This is a genomic window from Streptomyces sp. NPDC030183 (assembly GCF_055573455.1).
Genome location: NZ_JBVIBK010000006.1, coordinates 74,396 through 92,063, shown reverse-complemented (window position 1 = coordinate 92,063; position 17,668 = coordinate 74,396). Strand labels below are relative to the sequence as shown.

Below are 17,668 nucleotides of genomic sequence, written 5' to 3'. Positions count from 1 at the left end.
GGCGGTGTCCTCGCCCGGCGAGGTGCGCGGCTGCGCCGGGGGCGCGGCGGGCTTCGACGGGGTCGCGCGCGGTTGGGACGGGGCCGTGCGCGGCTGCGACGGCGGGCTGGGCGGGTCGGCGGAGCGGGTCCGCGAGGGTCCGGGAGGTGCGGGAGGTCCGGCCAGCGGGGTCGATCGGGGGCCCGGTTGGGTGGGTGGGACGGCGCCCGGAGGGGACAGGGAGCGCGGCCGGGCCGGTGGGAAGAGGGGTTCTGCGGGTGCGGTGTCAGCCGTGGCCAAAGGTCACTCCCGAAGCGCGAGGAGGGGCCGCCCGTGCGGGGAACACGGGAGGGGATGCGCCGCCCGCGGGGGCGAGCCCGCGACGAGTTCCCGGACTCTAGCCGCCCGTCACCGCTCGCAGACCGCCCCGCCGGGAAACTTCCCTCGGGCGAGGGAACCTCGCGTTCCTGTTACCGCCGGGCCCTGACCAGCCCTCACTCACTCACGCCTCAGCCGTTCCCCCGTGCTGACGCGTCACCAGTCCCCGCGCGACGACGAACTCGCCGTGAACTTCCTTACGACGTAGATGAGTCCGCCGACCAGGGCCACGAAGACCAGCACTTTGAACAGGAGGCCGAACACGACCTGGAGGACGCTGACCATCAGCCCGCCGAACACGACCAGGGCGATGACCGGCACCGCGATCCACTTCACCCACCACGGCATCCCCGCGAAGATCTCCCGCATCGCCCTGCTCCTTGTCTCCGCCCGTGGCCCTCGGTCCGGGCACTGTTCCGGGTCCATTGATGTCCTGCCATCGATGCTAGGGGCGCGCAGGAGTCGTTCGGGGGCTTCGCACCCCTTGTCCGTCCCTGATCGTTCCCCTAGGGAACCCTGATGCGGAGCTCAGCCCTCCGGCGGAGAGAACACCACCACGACCCGCAGGTCCTCCGTGATGTGGTGGAACTTGTGGGCGACCCCAGCGGGCACGTACACCACGCTGCCGCGCGCCACCTGCGTGGTCTCCAGGCCGACCGTGAGCGAGGCCCGACCGCTCACGACGAGGTACACCTCGTCCTGGCTGTGCGGCCGCTGCGGGTCGAGTTCTCCCGCGTCGAGCGCGTACAGACCGACCGACATGTTGCGCTCGCGCAGGAACTGCAGATAGGCGCCGTCATTGGCGGCACGCTCCGCCTCCAGTTCATCCAACCGGAATGCCTTCATCGACTTTGTCGCCCCTGCCCGGTGCTCGTACTGATCCGTTCTGCCACGATCAGACACATGATGAATTTCCTAGTCAAGACGATCGCCAATGCGGGCGCGCTGGCAGTCGCCGTATGGCTGCTCGACAAGATCACGCTCACCGGAGACAGCACCGGCAAGAAGGTCGGCACGCTTCTGCTGGTGGCGCTCGTCTTCGGCCTGGTGAACGCGGTGGTGAAGCCGCTCGTCCAGCTGCTCACGCTGCCCCTGTTCATAGTCACCCTGGGCCTGTTCACGCTGGTGGTGAACGCCCTGATGCTGCTGCTCACCTCGTGGCTGGCCGACAAGCTCGACCTCAGCTTCCACGTGGAGGGCTTCTGGACCGCTGTCCTGGGCGGCCTGATCATCTCGATCGTCTCCTGGGCGCTCCACCTCGTCCTGCCCGACGCCGACTGAGAATCCAGAGATGACCTACCGCGTCTGTTTTGTCTGCACCGGCAACATCTGCCGCTCGCCGATGGCCGAGTCCGTCTTCCGCGCCCGCATAGAAGAGGCCGGGCTCGACGGCCTGGTCGAGGTCGACAGCGCGGGCACCGGCGGCTGGCACGAGGGCGAGCCGGCCGATCTGCGGACCGTGAGCGTCCTGGAGGCCAACGGCTACGGCAGCGACCACACGGCCCGCCAGTTCCGCGCCTCGTGGTTCTCCCGGCTCGACCTCGTCATCGCCCTGGACGCCGGTCACCTGAAGGCGCTGCGCCGCCTCGCTCCCACCCCGGCGGACGCGGACAAGGTCCGTCTTCTGTGTTCCTACGATCCCGCCGCGGGGGACGAGCTCGACGTCCCCGACCCGTACTACGGAGGCATGGACGGCTTCGAGGAGTGTCTTGAGCTGGTGGAGGCCGCGAGCGAGGGCCTTCTGACCGCCGTACGCGAGCAGGTGGAAGGACAAGCCGCATGAGCGAGGAGAACGCTGTTCCGCAGCTGGGCGAGGGCACACGAGCCGTCCGCGTCGGGCTTCCGGAGCCCGTCAAGCACGAGCCGACCCTTCCGGGTCCGGTCTTCGCCGCCCACTACCACCTGCCGGGCGACCCCACCGGCCCGTACGCCTACGGGCGGGACCAGAACCCCACCTGGACCCTGCTGGAACGCGCCATCGGCGAACTGGAGGCGCCCGGCCAGGAGGAGGTCGAGACGCTCGCCTTCGCCTCGGGAATGGCCGCGATCTCCGCGGTCCTCTTCTCCCAGCTGCGCTCCGGCGACGTCCTCGTCCTGCCGAGCGACGGCTACAACGTGCTGCCCCTGGCAGGCGAGCAGCTGCGTTCGTACGGCGTCGAGGTGCGCAGCGCCCCGACCGGCGGCGACGCCCAGCTCGACGCCCTCGACGGCGCCAAGCTGCTGTGGGTGGAGACACCCTCCAATCCGGGGCTGGACGTGTGCGACATCCGCCGGCTCTGCGAGGCGGCACACGCGCGGGGCTGCCTGGTCGCCGTCGACAACACCCTGGCGACCCCGCTGGGGCAGCGCCCGCTGGAGCTGGGCGCGGACTTCGCCGTGGCCAGCGGCACCAAGCAGCTGACGGGACACGGCGATGTGCTGCTCGGTTACGTCGTCGGGCGCGACGCCGGGCTGATGGCGGCCGTGCGGCGCTGGCGCAAGATCGTCGGAGCGATCCCCGGCCCGATGGAGGCATGGCTCGCCCACCGTTCACTCGCCACGCTCCAGTTGCGGGCAGACCGGCAGAGCACCAACGCCCTGGCCGTCGCCGAGGCGCTGAAGGGCCGTCCCGAGGTGACGGGGCTGCGTTATCCGGGGTTGCGGGACGATCCGTCCCACACGATCGCCTCGCAGCAGATGCGGCGCTACGGATGCGTCGTCTCGTTCGCCCTGCCCACGCGTGCGCGGGCCGACCGGTTCCTCGACGCGCTCCGTCTCGTGGACGACGCCACGAGCTTCGGGGGGGTGCGGTCCACCGCCGAGCGGCGCGGGCGATGGGGCGGGGACGCGGTGCCGGAAGGCTTCATCCGCTTCTCGGCCGGCGCCGAGGACACCGAGGATTTGGTGGCGGATGTGCTGCGGGCCCTCGACGTGGCTACCGGCTAGTACTCCGCTACGCACAACGGACGGTCCGAGCCTCCCCCCTCGTGGCTCGGACCGCCCCGGTTCCGCGCGGGAAGAACCGCGCGACCAAGGCTAGTTGACTCTGCGTCAGTGTCCAATCACAGGAGCGACAGAGACCTATCGACTTATTTATAGTTGGGCGCTCCGGGCGGCGAAGGGGCGACCATGGATCTGGCCTTACTGCGTACGTTCGTGACCGTGCACCGGGCCGGGTCGTTCACCCGTGCCGCCGCCCTTCTCGGTCTGTCGCAGCCGGCCGTCACCTCGCAGATCCGCACCCTGGAACGGCAGCTGGGCCGCCCTCTGTTCCTGCGCCAGCCCCGGGGGGTGACACCGACGACCATCGGCGACGAACTCGCCCACAAGGCGGCCCCCCATCTCGACGCGCTGATGGAGATCGCCGAGACCGGCCTGGACGACGAGTCCACCCTGGGGACACTGCACCTCGCTGGCCCTCCGGAGTTCACCGCCGAGCGCGTGCTGCCCGCCCTCACGGAACTGATCGACGACGACGGCCGGGGTTTCGCGCTGCGGGTGTCCTTCGGGAACGCCGACGAGACAATGGAGGGCCTCGCCGCCGGCCACCACGACCTGGCCATCACCACCGCGCAGCCCCGCGGCGCCCTGCTCACCGCGACCCCCCTCTGCGACGAGGAGCATGTGCTGGTCGCCGCCCCGCGCTGGGCCGAGCGCCTCGGCCCGCTGCGCCCCAAGGAGGCGCGTCTGCTGGAGGGGCTTCCGGTCGTCGAGGTGCATGAGTCGCTGCCGTTCATCACCCGCTACTGGGCCTCGGTCTTCGACTCCCGGCCCCTCGTGTCCGGCACCGTGGTCGTTCCTGACCTGCGGGCGGTGCTGACCTGCGCGATCGCCGGAGGAGGGCTGGCCGCGCTGCCCCGCTATCTCTGCGTCGCCGCCCTGGAGCAGGGTGACGTGGTGGCGCTCCTCGACCCTGCGGTGCCACCGCTGCGGACGTACTTCCTGGCGGTCCGTACCGGCACTCTCGCCCTGCCGCACATCGCCCGGGCCCACGACTGGCTGCTGCGCTATGCCGTGGGCTGGTCCTGAGCCGAGGGGTGCGTGTCCCGGCCGCCGAGGTCGAGCGCCCATGTACGTCATTTCCGTGGTCGGGCGATGTTTCACGTGGAACATGACGGGCCACATTTCTCCCATGACCGTCCGACCCGTGGTCAAACGCACCGCCCGCGCCATCCTGCTAGACGGCGACGACCTGATCCTGATCAAGCGAACCAAGCCGGGTGTCGATCCCTACTGGGTGACACCGGGTGGCGGGGTCGAGCCGGAGGACACGACCGTCGTCGACGCGCTCCATCGCGAGGTGCACGAGGAACTCGGCGCCAAGATCACCGACGTCGTGCCGTGCTTCGTGGACACCGTCGAGCACATCGGTGCGGACGGAGGCGCTACGGGGGTCAAGGTCCAGCATTTCTTCGTCTGCCGTCTGGAGTCCATGGACACGTCGAAGCGGCACGGCCCCGAGGTGGACGAGCCCTTGGGCGAGTACGAGATCGTGCGGGTGCCCTTCACCCGGGTCGGGATCGCCTCCGTCCACCTCGTCCCGCTGTCGCTGCGGCATTACCTCGACGGGAACATCGAGGGCGTCCGGGCGATGCACGCGCCTGACCTGGGCTGACGGACAGCTGACGCTGTCCGCCGCTCACCGGCCTGCCTCCGGCTCAGTCGCCGGCGGCCACCAGCTCCTCCACCGAGTCATGCCGTATGCGTTCCGATGGGACACCCACGCCCCGGAGCGCGTCCACACCGCTGCGGATCATTCCGGGCGGACCCGAGAGATACGCGTCGTACTCGGCCCACGGTCCGTATTCGCGTATGGCGTCGGGCAGCTGGAGCAGCCCGTGCCGGTCGACGACCGGGCGGACCTTCAGCCAGGAATTGTTCTGCTGCAGTCGCAGGAGGGTGTCGATGTCGTAGAGGTCCTGGTCGCTGCGGGCTCCGTAGAAGACCTCGGCCGGGCGGTGCCGCCCTCGTTCGGCGATGTCCTCGATCATGGCCTTGATGGGGGCGATGCCGGTACCGCCGCCCAGGCAGAGCAGTCCGCTGTCGGTGCTGTGGTCGACGGTCATCGCACCGGCCGGCGGTCCCAGCCGTATGACGTCGCCCGGACGGGCACGGTGCACGAGGGCGTTGGAGACCCAGCCGGCCGGGACCGCCTTCACATGGAACGACAGCAGTCCGTCCGAGCGGGGCGCCGACGCAAAGGAGTAGTGCCGCCAGATCCTCGGCCACCAGGGAGTCTCCAGACTGGTGTACTGCCCGGCGAGGAACGGATACGGCTGGTTCGGCCGGACGGTGATGACCGCTATGTCGGCGGTTCTCAGCTCGTGCGAGACGACTTCGGCGAGCCACCAGGGCGGGGAACGCAGCTCGTCCGCGGCGGCCGCGTCGATCATCACCTGGGAGATCGTGGTGTACGTCCGGACCCAGGCCGCCTCTGTCTCGTCGCCCCAGGTCGTGGTGGCGTAACGGCTCAGCGCGCCGATCAGGCACTCCCCGACCGCCGGGTAGTGCTCCGGCTGCGTGCCGTACTTGCGGTGGCCTCGGCCGAGGTTCTGGAGGTAGTCGACGAGGACGGGCGTGTTGTCGATGTGCTCGGCCGCGGTCAGCAGTGCCTTGAGCAACCGGTCCCGTTGGGCGTCCATCGCGGGCGGAAAGAGGGAGCGCAGATCCGGGTGCTGGACGAAGAGGAGCGCGTAGAAGTACGAGGTGACCTTGTCGGCGACGGGCTCGATCTCGGCCATGGTCCGCCGGATGAGGAGGGCGTCGGGGGATGCCTCGGGTGTGCGGTCCGCCCCCGCGCCGGGCACCCGCCGGGCCTCGAAGACGGACCGTTCGTCGGCGAGACGGTTGCCCTCGATCTCCTGATCTCCGCCGGGGGACGGTTGTGCGTGCGGTGTGAACCAGCTGCCTCCGTCACTGTCCCCCGCAGCGCCGTTGCCGGCCGACGTGGTGGTGGTCGGAGCGTCCATGGTGTGCCTCGCCTCGAGCATCTTTCGGTCGATCTGCGCACTTCCTCAGCCGGAAGTCGCATGTTCCCCCGCGGACAGCCTTGCTTTCTCCCGTTACGTTCCCCGTCGACCAATGCGGCCATATTCAACCGGGCTTCTCACCCCGTACGGACAAGTAGGCGAGAGTGTGACGTGGACCGCAGCATTAAGCGGCAGCGTTCCACAGCACACCAACACCCCCGTTCCACAGCGGTGAACACGGGTCTTCGATCCCTCTGTCCGGTTAGGCTGCATTGGACTGTGTTCGTACCCGCTGGATGAGACGACTACATCTCGCTTCGGACACGAACCGGACTCGACCCTACCGGCACGCGCGTCACATACAAGTCCCCCCTTCTCCCCGTGCAAATCCAACAGGGGCGAATCCGCGATTCCTCAATTACCGGGCGCGGCGCACCAATTCATAGGCATCCCACAGATCCCGCCCGCTGTAGGAGTGCGTAGCCAGCGCGGTCAGATGCTCATCCGCATTGACGGCGACCGAGATGGGCACCGAGCCGAAAAGTTCCGCGTCGGACAGCGAGTCCCCGTAGGCGACGCAATCGGCGCGGGTGAGTCCGAAGCGCGCGCAAAGGCGATCCGCTGTCTCGACCTTGGCCGCCGGCGTGAGGATTCCCAACGGATCCACCGGCTCGGTGAAGGGAACCCGGGGAAAGAGCGAGCCATACGCCGCATGCGCACCCCATGCGGTGAGCCGCTCGACGAAGAACGAGGGCGAGAGGGAGATGACGGCGCAGTACTCCCCCCGTTCCCGGATCTCGGCCCAGGTGTCCTGGATGCGCAGGAGCCAGGGCGCTTCCTCGAAGGCAGCGGCCACATGGCTCTCGGTGAGTCCGGCCCACAGCCCATGGACGCGCCGCGCGTATGTCCGTGAATCGATACGCCGGGTCCCGAAGTCCCGTTCGAGTTCGGCGATCTCCTTGTCCAAGCCCAGTTGTCGCGAGATCTCCACGGGTGCCGCCGTACGGTGCAGCAGGGTCCCGTCCAGATCGAACAGATGCAGTCGCGTCATAGCGGCCGAGGCTAGCCACCCCCACGCTTCATGCCTGCCCGGGTGGGCCTGCGCTCTGCTGTTTCACGTGAAACATCTGTCCGCGTGCTGTGCGGTTGTGGGCAAGGTGGCCAAAAGCGCGTACGTGTCCCCGCAATCCGGTGGACGTCAGGGTCCTGGGTCGGACAGCCTGGCCCGCGTGCCGACACCTTCCCTCGCCGCTCTGCCCATCCGTCGTCTGACCCCGCGCGATCTCACCGCCTGCGCCGACTTGTCCGAAGACCGGGGCTGGCCCCGTGAAGAGCACAAGTGGGGGCTGCTGCTGACAGCCGGGACCGGGTACGGCGTCGACGATCCGGAGGGTGGCCTCGTAACCGCCTGTGTGGTGACCGAATATGGAGCCGCTGACCGCCCGGATCTGGGAGCGATCGGCATGGTGCTGGTGGCCGAGCGACACGCCCGGCAGGGCATCGGTCGTCGGTTGATGCGCCATGTCATCGCCGAGTCCGGAACGACTCCGCTGACGCTGCACGCGACGCCCAACGGACAGCCGCTCTACGAGGAACTCGGCTTCAAGATGACGGGCCGGGCCGAGATGGTCCGGGGGCATCTCTCCACCGATGGGCTCGATCCCGCTGCCACCACCCGCCCGGCCACCGCCGAGGACCTCGCGACGATCGTCCGACTCGACGAGGAGGTTTTCGGCACGGACCGCACTCACCTCCTCACCCGGCTCCCCGCCTTCGCCGACCAGATCCGCGTCGCCGAGGAGAACGGCAGAATCATCGGCTACGCAGCAGCCTGGCCCAACATGGACACCCATGTCGTCGGCCCGCTGATCGCCCGGGACACACCGACAGCGAAGGCGCTCATCGCCTCACTGGCCGCCCACACCGCTCTTCCTCTGCGCACGGACATCGATGTGCGCCACGAGGAACTACTGGCATGGGTGAAGCAGCGCGGCCTGGAGACGGTCGCCTTCAACGCGGTGATGACCTACGGGATCGCCGAGCTGCCGGGCGACTGGTCCCGACGCTACGCCCCGCTCACCGTGGCGGCCGGCTGACAGTCGCGGTCGGCTGACCCGGGCGGACGATTGTAGGGCGTGGCTGACGATGGCGGGCGACTGGCGGTCCGAGCATGGTCGGCGGGGTCGTCCGCCAGGGTCAGCGGCGTGCGGCCGTCGGCTGCTCAGTCACGGCACCTCCCGCCACGATGGCGCTGAGAAGGCCGCCCTCCTTGCGTTCCAGCGCCGCCGAGAGGAACGCCAGGACAAGGGCGCTCACCGCGAGGGCGGCTCCGACCCAGTTGGGTGCCGTGTAACCGAAGCCCGCGTCGATGACGAGGCCACCGAGCCAGGCGGCGAGGGCGTTGCCGAGGTTGAAGGCCCCGATGTTCACGGCCGAGGCCAGGGTGGGCGCGCCCTGTGCCTGGTCGAGGACGCGCTTCTGCAGCGGGGGCACGGTGGCGAAGCCCAGGGCACCGACCAGCGTGATGGTCACGGCCGCGGAGACCTTGTCGTGGGCGGTGAGGGTGAACAGCGCCAGGACGATGGCCAGGGCGCCCAGTGAGACGTACAGCATGGGCATGAGCGCGCGGTCCGCGTACCTGCCGCCCACGAGGTTGCCGGCGACCATGCCGAGGCCGAAGAGGACGAGGAGCCAGGTGACGGAGGAGTCGGCGAAACCGGCTGTGTGCGTCATCATCGGCGCGATGTAGGTGACGGCCGCGAAGACACCGCCGAAGCCGAGCACGGTCATCGCCATCGCGAGCAGAACCTGGACGTTCTTGAACGCCGCCAGTTCATGGCGCAGGCGCACGCCCTTCGGCTTGGGCACGTCGGGGACGAGCCGGGCGATGCCCAGCAGTCCGACGACGCCCAGCGCCGCCACTGCGGCGAAGGTGACCCGCCAGCCCAGAGACTGTCCGATCAGTGTCCCGAGAGGCACTCCGATCACGTTCGCGACGGTGAGGCCGCTGAACATCATCGCGATGGCACCGGCCTTGCGGTCCGGGGCGACCAGATCGGCCGCGACCACCGAGCCGATCCCGAAGAAGGCCCCGTGGGCGAGCGAGGCGACGACCCGGCCGAGGAGCATGACCGAGTAGCTGGGCGCGAGCGCCGAGAGCAGGTTCCCCGCGACGAAGAGGCCCATCAGCAGCATGAGCATCCTCTTGCGGGACACCCTGGTGCCCAGGGCGGTCATGACCGGGGCTCCGAGGACCACGCCGAGCGCGTAACCGGTCACGAGGAAGCCGGCGGTCGGGATGGAGACACCGAAGTCGCCCGCGACCTCCGGTAGGACCCCCATGATCACGAACTCCGTCGTGCCGATCCCGAAGGCCCCGATCGCGAGGGCCAGCAGCGCGAGAGGCATGAAGACGTACCTTTCAGAAGATTGCATGTGCTGTATTTGAGCGTACACAATAATTGCAGACGCGGTCTATCTGCATGAGCTGCATATTGCACCGGTGGCCTATCCTGGGGGCGAGCCGCTCCGGGACGGAGGAGACCGATGACAGTTACGGACCCCGCGCTCACCGCCCTCGCCCAGGGCTGGTGCGCCCTCTCCCTGTTGCACGGGAGGATCGAGGCCCACATCGAGCGCGCCCTGCAGTCCGGGCACGGCCTGAGCGTGCGCGAGTACTCCCTGCTGGACGTCCTGAGCCGCCAGCACGACGGTGAGGGCGGGCACCTGCAGATGAAGCAGGTGGCCGACGCGGTCGTCCTCAGTCAGAGCGCCACGACCCGCCTGGTCACCCGGCTCGAGGACCGCGGCCTGCTGTCGCGCTATCTGTGCCCGACCGATCGCCGGGGCATCTATACCGACGTCTCCGAGGCAGGCCTCACACTCCTGGCGGAGGCACGCCCCACCAACGACGCCGCCCTGCGGGAGGCGCTGGACGAAGCGGCGAAGAACCCCGAACTCGCGCCGTTGGTCCGCGTCGTGGAGTCACTGAACGCACCTGCGTAGGGTGCGAGCATGGAAGATCTTGAGATTCGCTCGGCGACCAAGGACGACATCGCTGAAATAGTCGCCATGCTCGCCGACGACCCCCTGGGCGCCCAGCGTGAGTCGCCGGATGATCTGACGCCTTACCTCGCGGCCTTGGAGCGGCTGAGCGGCGACCCCCATCAGCACGTGATGGTCGCCGTCCGGGACAGCCGCGTCGTCGGCACACTCCAGCTGACGATCATCCCCGGCCTCTCCCGGCGCGGCTCCACCCGGTCGATCATCGAGGGGGTGCGCGTCCACGCGGATGAACGCGGCAGCGGTCTTGGCACCCAGCTGATCGAGTGGGCCGTCGACGAGTCACGGCGCCAGGCGTGCCAGTTGGTGCAGCTGACGTCGGACATCACTCGCACGGACGCTCACCGCTTCTACGAACGGCTCGGCTTCGAAGCCACCCATGTGGGCTTCAAGCTTCCGCTCTGACCATCCGCCTGCCGATCTGAGCCACCCTGGATGTACAGAGGGTCCTGTTTCACGTGAAACAGGACGTAGAACAGGACCCCACTGTGTCTGTCTGCGACTACGCGATCCCGCGCCACCCCTCGGGATCCACTCCACCGGGCACCGGAGCGCCCTCCTCGTACGGCTGACGTGTGAACACGAACGAGCCGATGTCCAGGTGACTCACGCGCTTGTCGGGCCCTTGTACGGCCTGCAGACGCTCTCCCGCGAAGTAGCCGTTGAGACCGGTCCAGTTGCCGTCGTCGTCGCGCCGGAACCGAGCACCGCGCCCCGTGCCCGAGAGCGGCTCCAGCGACACACCTCCGTCGGCCGCGAGTCGCAGCACGAAGCTGTACGTGCCCCAGTACCAAGGCCCCACCAGCTCCAGAACCGAGGGATCGACCTCGGGCAACGGGCGCCACGGCTGCGGGATCCGCGGCTCGGCCTCCGCGACGATGCGGACCAGATCGGCGGCCACCTCCGACACCACCGGCCCGGAAGTGCAGTTGGCCAACACCACGGCCGCGACATCGTCCTCGACGCTGAAGGTCAGCTGCGCGAGGAAGCCGGGCACAGATCCTCCGTGACCGACGAGCAACCGGCCGTCCCGATTCTGGAGTTGCAGCCCGAGCCCGTACGCCGAGCCTGCCGACACATCCGCGGCCTCACCCGGCCCCGCGGCCGGCGCCCGCATCTCCTGAACCGACTCCGCGCTCAGCACCCGCTCGTCACCCTTGGCCAAGAACGCGGCGAAGCGCGCCAGGTCCCCTGCTGTCGACCAGAGCTGCCCCGCAGGCCCCATCCTCCCCAGGTCCTCGACCCGCTCCGGCATCATGACGTCGGCCCATGGGTGGACGGCCCAGCCACCGGCATGCGGCGCCTCGGGGTGCCACGACGTGCGGTCGAGGCCCAGCGGTTCGAGGACCTCGCGCCGCAGGACGTCCTCCCAGGAGGCGCCCCTCACCTGCTCGACGAGGGCTCCGAGGAGCGTGAAACCAGTATTGGAGTAGTGGAAACGGCGGCCGACGGGATGCCGGTGCGGCTCCTCGCCGAGCACATCGGAGAGTTCCGGGCGCAGGGAGCCCGGGGTCCGCTCCCACCAGGGGGAGGGCGACTCGGCCGCCAGCCCGCCCGTGTGGGCGAGCAGTTGGGCGACGGTGGCCTCCCCCGCGCCGGTGCCGGGCAGATGCTTCTCCAGCGGATCGCCGAGATCCAGAAGTCCCTCGTCGCGCAGCCGCAGGACCAGGACAGCGGTGAAGGTCTTGGTGATCGAGCCGATCCGGTACTGCACGTTCCCGTCCGGCGCGTGCCCGTCCACGGAGGTCCGTGCTCCGTCCCACACCGTCCTGCCGCCCCGCACCACGGCGGCCACCAGTGACGGTGCCCGCCCCTCGCTCTGCGCGACAGCGATACGGTGCAGCAGAGCCCGGCGGGTGGCGGGAAGCAGCTCTTCCAGAGGTTCTGTCATGGGCCCAGTCCACCTGGCCGGGCGACGCACGTCGAGCACATTTCCCTGCGGACGGTCGACCGACCTGATCAGGTCTGCGCCATGTCGACGAACCGCGAGTAGTGGCCCTGGAAGGCGACCGTGATCGTCGCCGTAGGGCCGTTACGGTGCTTGCCCACGATGATGTCCGCCTCACCGGCGCGGGGGGACTCCTTCTCGTAGGCGTCCTCGCGGTGCAGCAGGATGACCATGTCGGCGTCCTGCTCGATGGAACCCGACTCACGCAGGTCGGAGACCATCGGCTTCTTGTCCGTGCGCTGCTCGGGACCACGGTTGAGCTGCGACAGTGCGATGACCGGCAGCTCCAGTTCCTTGGCCAGCAGCTTCAGGTTTCGCGACATGTCCGAGACCTCCTGCTGACGGCTCTCGGACCGCTTGCCGGACTGCATCAGTTGCAGATAGTCGATGATGACGAGCTTCAGGTCGTTGCGCTGCTTCAGGCGTCGGCACTTGGCTCGAATCTCCATCATCGACAGGTTCGGGGAGTCGTCGATGTAGAGCGGCGCGGCCGAGACGTCCGGCATCCGGCGGGCCAGCCGGGTCCAGTCCTCGTCGGTCATCGTGCCGGAACGCATATGGTGCAGGGCCACCCGAGCTTCCGCGGAGAGCAGACGCATCGCGATCTCGTTGCGGCCCATTTCGAGCGAGAAGATCACACTCGGCAGGTTGTGCTTGATGGAGGCGGCCCGGGCGAAGTCCAACGCCAGCGTGGACTTACCCATGGCGGGACGGGCCGCGATGATGATCATCTGACCGGGGTGCAGACCGTTGGTGAGCTGATCGAGGTCGGTGAAGCCGGTCGGCACACCGGTCATCTCCCCCGACCGCGAACCGATCGCCTCGATCTCGTCGAGCGCCCCCTCCATGATGTCGCCGAGCGGCAGATAGTCCTCGGTGGTGCGCTGCTCGGTGACCGCGAAGATCTCCGCCTGGGCCCTGTTGACGATCTCGTCCACGTCGTCGTCGGCCGCGTATCCCATCTGCGTGATGCGGGTGCCCGCCTCGACCAGACGGCGCAGGACGGCACGCTCGTGGACGATCTCCGCGTAGTACTCGGCGTTGGCCGCCGTCGGCACCGTCTGCACCAGAGTGTGCAGATAGGAGGCGCCACCGACCTTGGTGATCTCGCCACGCTTGGTGAGTTCGGCGGCGATGGTGATGGGGTCGGCGGGCTCGCCCTTGGCGTAGACGTCGAGGATCGCCTGGTAGATGGTTTCGTGAGCCGGCTTGTAGAAGTCGGCACCCTTGAGGATCTCGACGACGTCGGCGATGGCGTCCTTTGACAGCAGCATGCCGCCGAGGACGGACTGCTCCGCGTCGAGGTCCTGCGGCGGCACACGCTCAAAGGCCGAACCCCCGCTGTCCCACTCCCCGTTGTCCCGGCCGCGGTCGTGCTGATCGTCCCGTCCCCGGCCGCCGTCGGGGCGGCGTCGGGAGGCAGGCAGACGATCACTGGGTCCGCTGTCGGCCCACGGGTCGTCCAGGGGCTCGGAAATGCTCACCGAGCGACCTCCTCCCGTCCGCCGAGCGGACCTCGCCGTGCTTCTCAGTTCTACGGCACGACACTGACAAATGAGAGGCCCAACTCCGTTTACGGCACGTCGGATTTGCGAGGTTTCCGCGGTCAGCCGAGGGAGTGGGCGCGGGACCACCGTAGGCCCGCGGGCACCGTCAGCCAATCTGGTTATCCACAGGCCATGTGGACGACGGCCCGGATGCTGTGGAGAACTCCGTGAAACCTGTGCACGACTCGGTGGACAGCCCTGTGAACAAGCCCTCGCTCCATCTACAGAAACCGCCCTGAGCTGCACGTTTACCGTCCACCGGCTGTGCAGAAGAAAAACTTCCCCAACCGGATCAAGATCATCACGATCAGTGCACGACAGCACACCGAACCCGGCTAGATGTAATAGTCACAGACGCGTTGCATCTCTTACCTGTGGAAGATTAGATTGATGCTCATGACACAGGCTCCAGCGACCCTCAAGGCCAACCGTCGACGCCACGACCGGGAGATCGTCGCGCTCGCCGTTCCGGCCTTCGGCGCACTCGTCGCCGAGCCGTTGTTCCTCATGGTCGACACCGCCATCGTCGGCCATCTCGGCACCGCACAACTCGCCGGTCTGGGGGTCGCCTCGGCCCTCCTCGTCACTGCGGTGAGCGTCTTCGTGTTCCTGGCCTACGCCACCACCGCGGCCGTCGCCCGACGAGTGGGAGCCGGTGATCTTCGAGCAGCCATCCGCCAAGGTATGGACGGCATCTGGCTCGCCCTGCTGCTCGGTGCCGTCGTCGTCGCGGTCGTGGTGCCCACCGCGCCGACGCTGGTGGCTCTCTTCGGTTCGTCGGAGACGGCTGCTCCGTACGCCACGAGCTATCTGCGGATCTCGACACTCGGCATTCCGGCCATGCTCATCGTGCTCGCAGCGACCGGTGTCCTCCGCGGTCTGCAGGACACCAGGACCCCTCTGTACGTCGCCGTCGGCGGCTTCGTCGCCAACGGCGCCCTCAACGCAGCACTCGTCTACGGCGCCGGCCTCGGCATAGCCGGTTCCGCTTGGGGCACGGTCATCGCACAGTGCGGGATGGCCACCGCTTACCTCTGGGTCGTGGTCCGTGGTGCACGCAGACATGGCGCCTCCCTGCGGCCGGACACGGCCGGGATAAGGGCCTCGGCTCAAGCAGGTGCACCGCTGCTGGTCCGCACGCTCTCCCTGCGCGCCATCCTGATGATCGCCACCGCAGTCGCGGCGCGACTCGGAGACGAGGACATCGCCGCCCACCAGATCATCCTGTCACTCTGGAGCCTGCTGGCCTTCGCTCTCGACGCGATAGCCATCGCCGGCCAAGCCATCATCGGCCGGTATCTCGGCTCCGGCGACGCTCAGGGTGCCCGCGAGGCATGCCGCCGCATGGTGCAGTGGGGGATCGCCACGGGTGCCGTCCTCGGACTCCTCGTGATCGCGGCCCGACCGCTGTTCATTCCGCTCTTCACAGGTGATCCGGCGGTCCAGGAGGCCGCGGTGCCCGCCCTGATCGTGGTTGCGCTCGCCCAGCCGATCTCCGGGATCGTCTTCGTGCTCGACGGCGTACTGATGGGGGCCGGGGACGGGCCCTATCTGGCCCGGGCCATGCTGGTGACCCTCGCGGTCTTCGCGCCTGCCGCTCTGCTCGTCCCGACGCTCGACGGCGGCCTGACCGCCTTGTGGGGCGCCATGACGCTGATGATGGCGACCCGCATGCTGACCCTATGGCTCCGTTCCCGCTCGGGCCGCTGGATCGTCACCGGCGCGACCCGTTGAAGGAAGCCGAACCTCGTTTCACGTGAAACATCACCCGGTTCACGCTGTTTCACGTGAAACAGCCTCCAGGCACCGGCACCGGGAGCTGAGCCCTGGAGGGGACAGCACATCACCATGCGTGTGGGGCCGCACCCCTCACAGGGTGCGGCCCCACAGTGCTCTGTCGCACGCAGCGCTTAGGCCGCGATGACCTCGATGTTGACCTTGGCGGCAACCTCGGGGTGCAGACGCACGGACGTCTCGTGAGAGCCCAGCGTCTTGATCGGAGCAGCCAGCTCGATGCGGCGCTTGTCGACCTCGGGGCCACCGGAAGCCTTGATCGCGGAAGCGATGTCGGCCGGGGTGACGGAACCGAAGAGACGACCGGCGTCGCCGGAGCGGACAGCCAGACGGACCTTGACGGCCTCGAGCTGACCCTTGACCTGGTTGGCCTGCTCGATGGTCTGGATCTCGTGGATCTTGCGAGCACGACGGATCTGCTCGACGTCCTTCTCGCCGCCCTTGGTCCAGCGGATCGCGAACTTCCGCGGGATCAGGTAGTTGCGAGCGTAGCCGTCCTTGACGTCGACGACGTCGCCGGCAGCGCCGAGGCCGGAGACCTCGTGGGTAAGGATGATCTTCATGAGTCTGTCACCCTTTCCTTAGCGCGCGGTGGACGTGTAGGGCAGCAGCGCCATCTCACGGCTGTTCTTCACGGCCGTGGCGACGTCACGCTGGTGCTGCGTGCAGTTGCCGGTCACGCGGCGGGCACGGATCTTGCCGCGGTCGGAAATGAACTTCCGCAGCATGTTCGTGTCCTTGTAGTCCACGTACGTGACCTTGTCCTTGCAGAAAGCGCAGACCTTCTTCTTCGGCTTGCGCACAGGCGGCTTCGCCATGGTGTTTCTCCTGTGTGATCAAGAAGTGTGGGGTACGGCCCCCGCCCTCGACCGACGGACCGGTGATCCGGTCCGATGGGTCCTAGAAGGGGGGCTCGTCCGAGTAGCCGCCACCGCCGCCGGAGCTTCCGCCCCAGCCGCCACCGCCGCCGCCCTGCTGGCCGCCGGCGGGAGCGCTGGTCGCCCAGGGGTCGTCGGCGGGAGCGCCGCCGCCCTGCTGGCCGCCACCGGGGCCTCCGCCCCAGCTGCCGCCACCCTGGCCGCCACCGCCGCCGTAACCACCCTGGCCACCTCGGCCGGCGGTCTTGGTGACCTTGGCCGTGGCATTGCGCAGGCTGGCGCCGACTTCCTCCACGTCCAGTTCGTAGACCGTGCGCTTGACGCCCTCACGGTCCTCGTAGGACCGCTGCTTCAGCCGGCCCTGCACGATGACGCGCATGCCTCGCTGGAGCGACTCGGCGACGTTCTCCGCCGCCTGACGCCAGACCGAGCAGGTCAGGAACAGGCTCTCGCCGTCCTTCCACTCGTTCGTCTGACGGTCGAAGGTGCGGGGGGTGGACGCGACACGGAACTTCGCGACCGCCGCACCGGAAGGGGTGAAGCGCAGCTCGGGGTCGTCGACAAGATTGCCGACGACCGTGATGACGGTCTCGCCTGCCATGGGGGAACCTCTCGGCGGGTTTGCTGCTGGCTGCTTGTGCTGCTACTCGGAACCCGAGATCAGCTGAGCGGGAGGCTCAGTGGGTCTCGGGACGGAGGACCTTGGTCCGGAGGACCGACTCGTTCAGGTTCATCTGGCGGTCGAGCTCCTTGACGACCGCAGGCTCGGCCTGCAGGTCGATGACCGAGTAGATGCCCTCGGGCTTCTTCTTGATCTCGTACGCGAGACGACGACGGCCCCAGGTGTCGACCTTCTCGACCTTTCCGTTGCCCTCACGGACGACGGAGAGGAAGTTCTCGATCAGCGGGGAGACAGCACGCTCCTCGAGATCGGGGTCGAGGATGACCATCACCTCGTAGTGACGCATGTGGAACCCACCTCCTTTGGACTCAGCGGCCACGGTCGTTCCGTGGCAGGAGGGTTGTGATGCGTACGCAACGGTATCGGCCACCACTGACAATCGGGGTTTCCCGCTGGGAATCCCTGTCATGGCCTGGGCAGACACCGGTGCAGACGGTACAGACTACCTGCAC

General features: G+C 68.3%; 20 protein-coding genes. 9 read left to right on the top strand and 11 right to left on the bottom strand.

Going from position 1 to position 17,668, the window contains the following annotated elements; genetic code table 11:
* Positions 1 to 513: 513 nt before the first annotated feature.
* Positions 514 to 726 (bottom strand): DUF5326 family protein, encoded by a 213-nt coding sequence (locus ACZ4Z2_RS09030; RefSeq protein WP_468073897.1) that lies wholly within the window; start codon positions 724 to 726, stop codon positions 514 to 516.
* 159 nt (positions 727 to 885) lie between these two features.
* On the bottom strand, positions 886 to 1,203 hold the full coding sequence (locus ACZ4Z2_RS09025; protein WP_033530837.1) for a cupin domain-containing protein: 318 nt from the start codon (positions 1,201 to 1,203) through the stop codon (positions 886 to 888).
* Positions 1,204 to 1,260: 57 nt separating this feature from the next.
* Here ACZ4Z2_RS09025 and ACZ4Z2_RS09020 point away from each other — a divergent pair, with 57 nt between their 5' ends.
* From ACZ4Z2_RS09020 to ACZ4Z2_RS09000, 5 genes are all read left to right on the top strand, one after another.
* Positions 1,261 to 1,638 (top strand): phage holin family protein, encoded by a 378-nt coding sequence (locus tag ACZ4Z2_RS09020; RefSeq protein ID WP_468073895.1) that lies wholly within the window; start codon positions 1,261 to 1,263, stop codon positions 1,636 to 1,638.
* A 10-nt stretch (positions 1,639 to 1,648) separates the two neighbouring features.
* Positions 1,649 to 2,140, top strand: a complete 492-nt coding sequence (locus ACZ4Z2_RS09015; RefSeq protein WP_468073893.1) for a low molecular weight protein-tyrosine-phosphatase — start codon at positions 1,649 to 1,651, stop codon at positions 2,138 to 2,140.
* Positions 2,137 to 3,282, top strand: a complete 1,146-nt coding sequence (locus ACZ4Z2_RS09010) for a cystathionine gamma-lyase (protein WP_468073891.1) — start codon at positions 2,137 to 2,139, stop codon at positions 3,280 to 3,282. Before ACZ4Z2_RS09015 ends, ACZ4Z2_RS09010 begins: the two co-directional genes overlap by 4 nt.
* A gap of 183 nt (positions 3,283 to 3,465) precedes the next feature.
* A complete protein-coding gene (locus ACZ4Z2_RS09005) occupies positions 3,466 to 4,365 on the top strand; it encodes a LysR family transcriptional regulator (RefSeq protein ID WP_468073889.1) in 900 nt (299 codons plus the stop codon).
* A 103-nt stretch (positions 4,366 to 4,468) separates the two neighbouring features.
* Positions 4,469 to 4,951, top strand: a complete 483-nt coding sequence (locus tag ACZ4Z2_RS09000) for an NUDIX domain-containing protein (protein WP_468073887.1) — start codon at positions 4,469 to 4,471, stop codon at positions 4,949 to 4,951.
* Between the two features lie 43 nt (positions 4,952 to 4,994).
* On the opposite strand, the gene ACZ4Z2_RS08995 is transcribed toward ACZ4Z2_RS09000, so the two are convergent.
* On the bottom strand, positions 4,995 to 6,305 hold the full coding sequence (locus ACZ4Z2_RS08995; RefSeq protein ID WP_468073885.1) for a globin domain-containing protein: 1,311 nt from the start codon (positions 6,303 to 6,305) through the stop codon (positions 4,995 to 4,997).
* Positions 6,306 to 6,723: 418 nt separating this feature from the next.
* A complete protein-coding gene (locus ACZ4Z2_RS08990) occupies positions 6,724 to 7,356 on the bottom strand; it encodes an HAD family hydrolase (protein WP_468073883.1) in 633 nt (210 codons plus the stop codon).
* A 178-nt stretch (positions 7,357 to 7,534) separates the two neighbouring features.
* Between ACZ4Z2_RS08990 and ACZ4Z2_RS08985 the strand changes: the two genes are divergently transcribed.
* Positions 7,535 to 8,401, top strand: a complete 867-nt coding sequence (locus ACZ4Z2_RS08985) for a GNAT family N-acetyltransferase (protein ID WP_468073881.1) — start codon at positions 7,535 to 7,537, stop codon at positions 8,399 to 8,401.
* 100 nt (positions 8,402 to 8,501) lie between these two features.
* Here the strand turns inward: ACZ4Z2_RS08985 and ACZ4Z2_RS08980 are convergent, their stop codons facing one another.
* A complete protein-coding gene (locus ACZ4Z2_RS08980; protein WP_468073880.1) occupies positions 8,502 to 9,713 on the bottom strand; it encodes an MFS transporter in 1,212 nt (403 codons plus the stop codon).
* Between the two features lie 138 nt (positions 9,714 to 9,851).
* On the opposite strand from ACZ4Z2_RS08980, the gene ACZ4Z2_RS08975 reads away from it, so the two are divergent.
* Complete coding sequence (locus ACZ4Z2_RS08975) at positions 9,852 to 10,310, top strand: MarR family winged helix-turn-helix transcriptional regulator (protein WP_468073878.1); 459 nt, start codon at positions 9,852 to 9,854, stop codon at positions 10,308 to 10,310.
* 9 nt (positions 10,311 to 10,319) lie between these two features.
* On the top strand, positions 10,320 to 10,772 hold the full coding sequence (locus ACZ4Z2_RS08970; RefSeq protein WP_468073876.1) for a GNAT family N-acetyltransferase: 453 nt from the start codon (positions 10,320 to 10,322) through the stop codon (positions 10,770 to 10,772).
* Between the two features lie 97 nt (positions 10,773 to 10,869).
* Here the strand turns inward: ACZ4Z2_RS08970 and ACZ4Z2_RS08965 are convergent, their stop codons facing one another.
* Entirely contained in the window at positions 10,870 to 12,258 is a 1,389-nt protein-coding gene (locus ACZ4Z2_RS08965) for a serine hydrolase domain-containing protein (RefSeq protein WP_468073874.1), read from the bottom strand.
* A gap of 68 nt (positions 12,259 to 12,326) precedes the next feature.
* Positions 12,327 to 13,799 (bottom strand): replicative DNA helicase, encoded by a 1,473-nt coding sequence (dnaB, locus tag ACZ4Z2_RS08960; RefSeq protein WP_468073872.1) that lies wholly within the window; start codon positions 13,797 to 13,799, stop codon positions 12,327 to 12,329.
* Between the two features lie 450 nt (positions 13,800 to 14,249).
* On the opposite strand from dnaB, the gene ACZ4Z2_RS08955 reads away from it, so the two are divergent.
* Positions 14,250 to 15,596 carry an MATE family efflux transporter gene (locus tag ACZ4Z2_RS08955; protein ID WP_468073870.1) on the top strand — a complete coding sequence of 449 codons (1,347 nt, stop codon included), beginning with the start codon at positions 14,250 to 14,252 and terminating at the stop codon, positions 15,594 to 15,596.
* 176 nt (positions 15,597 to 15,772) lie between these two features.
* Here the strand turns inward: ACZ4Z2_RS08955 and rplI are convergent, their stop codons facing one another.
* The 4 genes from rplI to rpsF all read right to left on the bottom strand — a co-directional run bounded on the left by rplI (position 15,773) and on the right by rpsF (position 17,502).
* Complete coding sequence (rplI, locus tag ACZ4Z2_RS08950) at positions 15,773 to 16,219, bottom strand: 50S ribosomal protein L9 (RefSeq protein WP_055537166.1); 447 nt, start codon at positions 16,217 to 16,219, stop codon at positions 15,773 to 15,775.
* Between the two features lie 18 nt (positions 16,220 to 16,237).
* Positions 16,238 to 16,474, bottom strand: a complete 237-nt coding sequence (gene rpsR / locus ACZ4Z2_RS08945) for a 30S ribosomal protein S18 (RefSeq protein ID WP_003949403.1) — start codon at positions 16,472 to 16,474, stop codon at positions 16,238 to 16,240.
* A gap of 82 nt (positions 16,475 to 16,556) precedes the next feature.
* Positions 16,557 to 17,135 (bottom strand): single-stranded DNA-binding protein, encoded by a 579-nt coding sequence (locus ACZ4Z2_RS08940; protein WP_468073868.1) that lies wholly within the window; start codon positions 17,133 to 17,135, stop codon positions 16,557 to 16,559.
* Between the two features lie 76 nt (positions 17,136 to 17,211).
* On the bottom strand, positions 17,212 to 17,502 hold the full coding sequence (gene rpsF, locus ACZ4Z2_RS08935) for a 30S ribosomal protein S6 (RefSeq protein ID WP_004950685.1): 291 nt from the start codon (positions 17,500 to 17,502) through the stop codon (positions 17,212 to 17,214).
* Positions 17,503 to 17,668 lie beyond the last annotated feature (166 nt).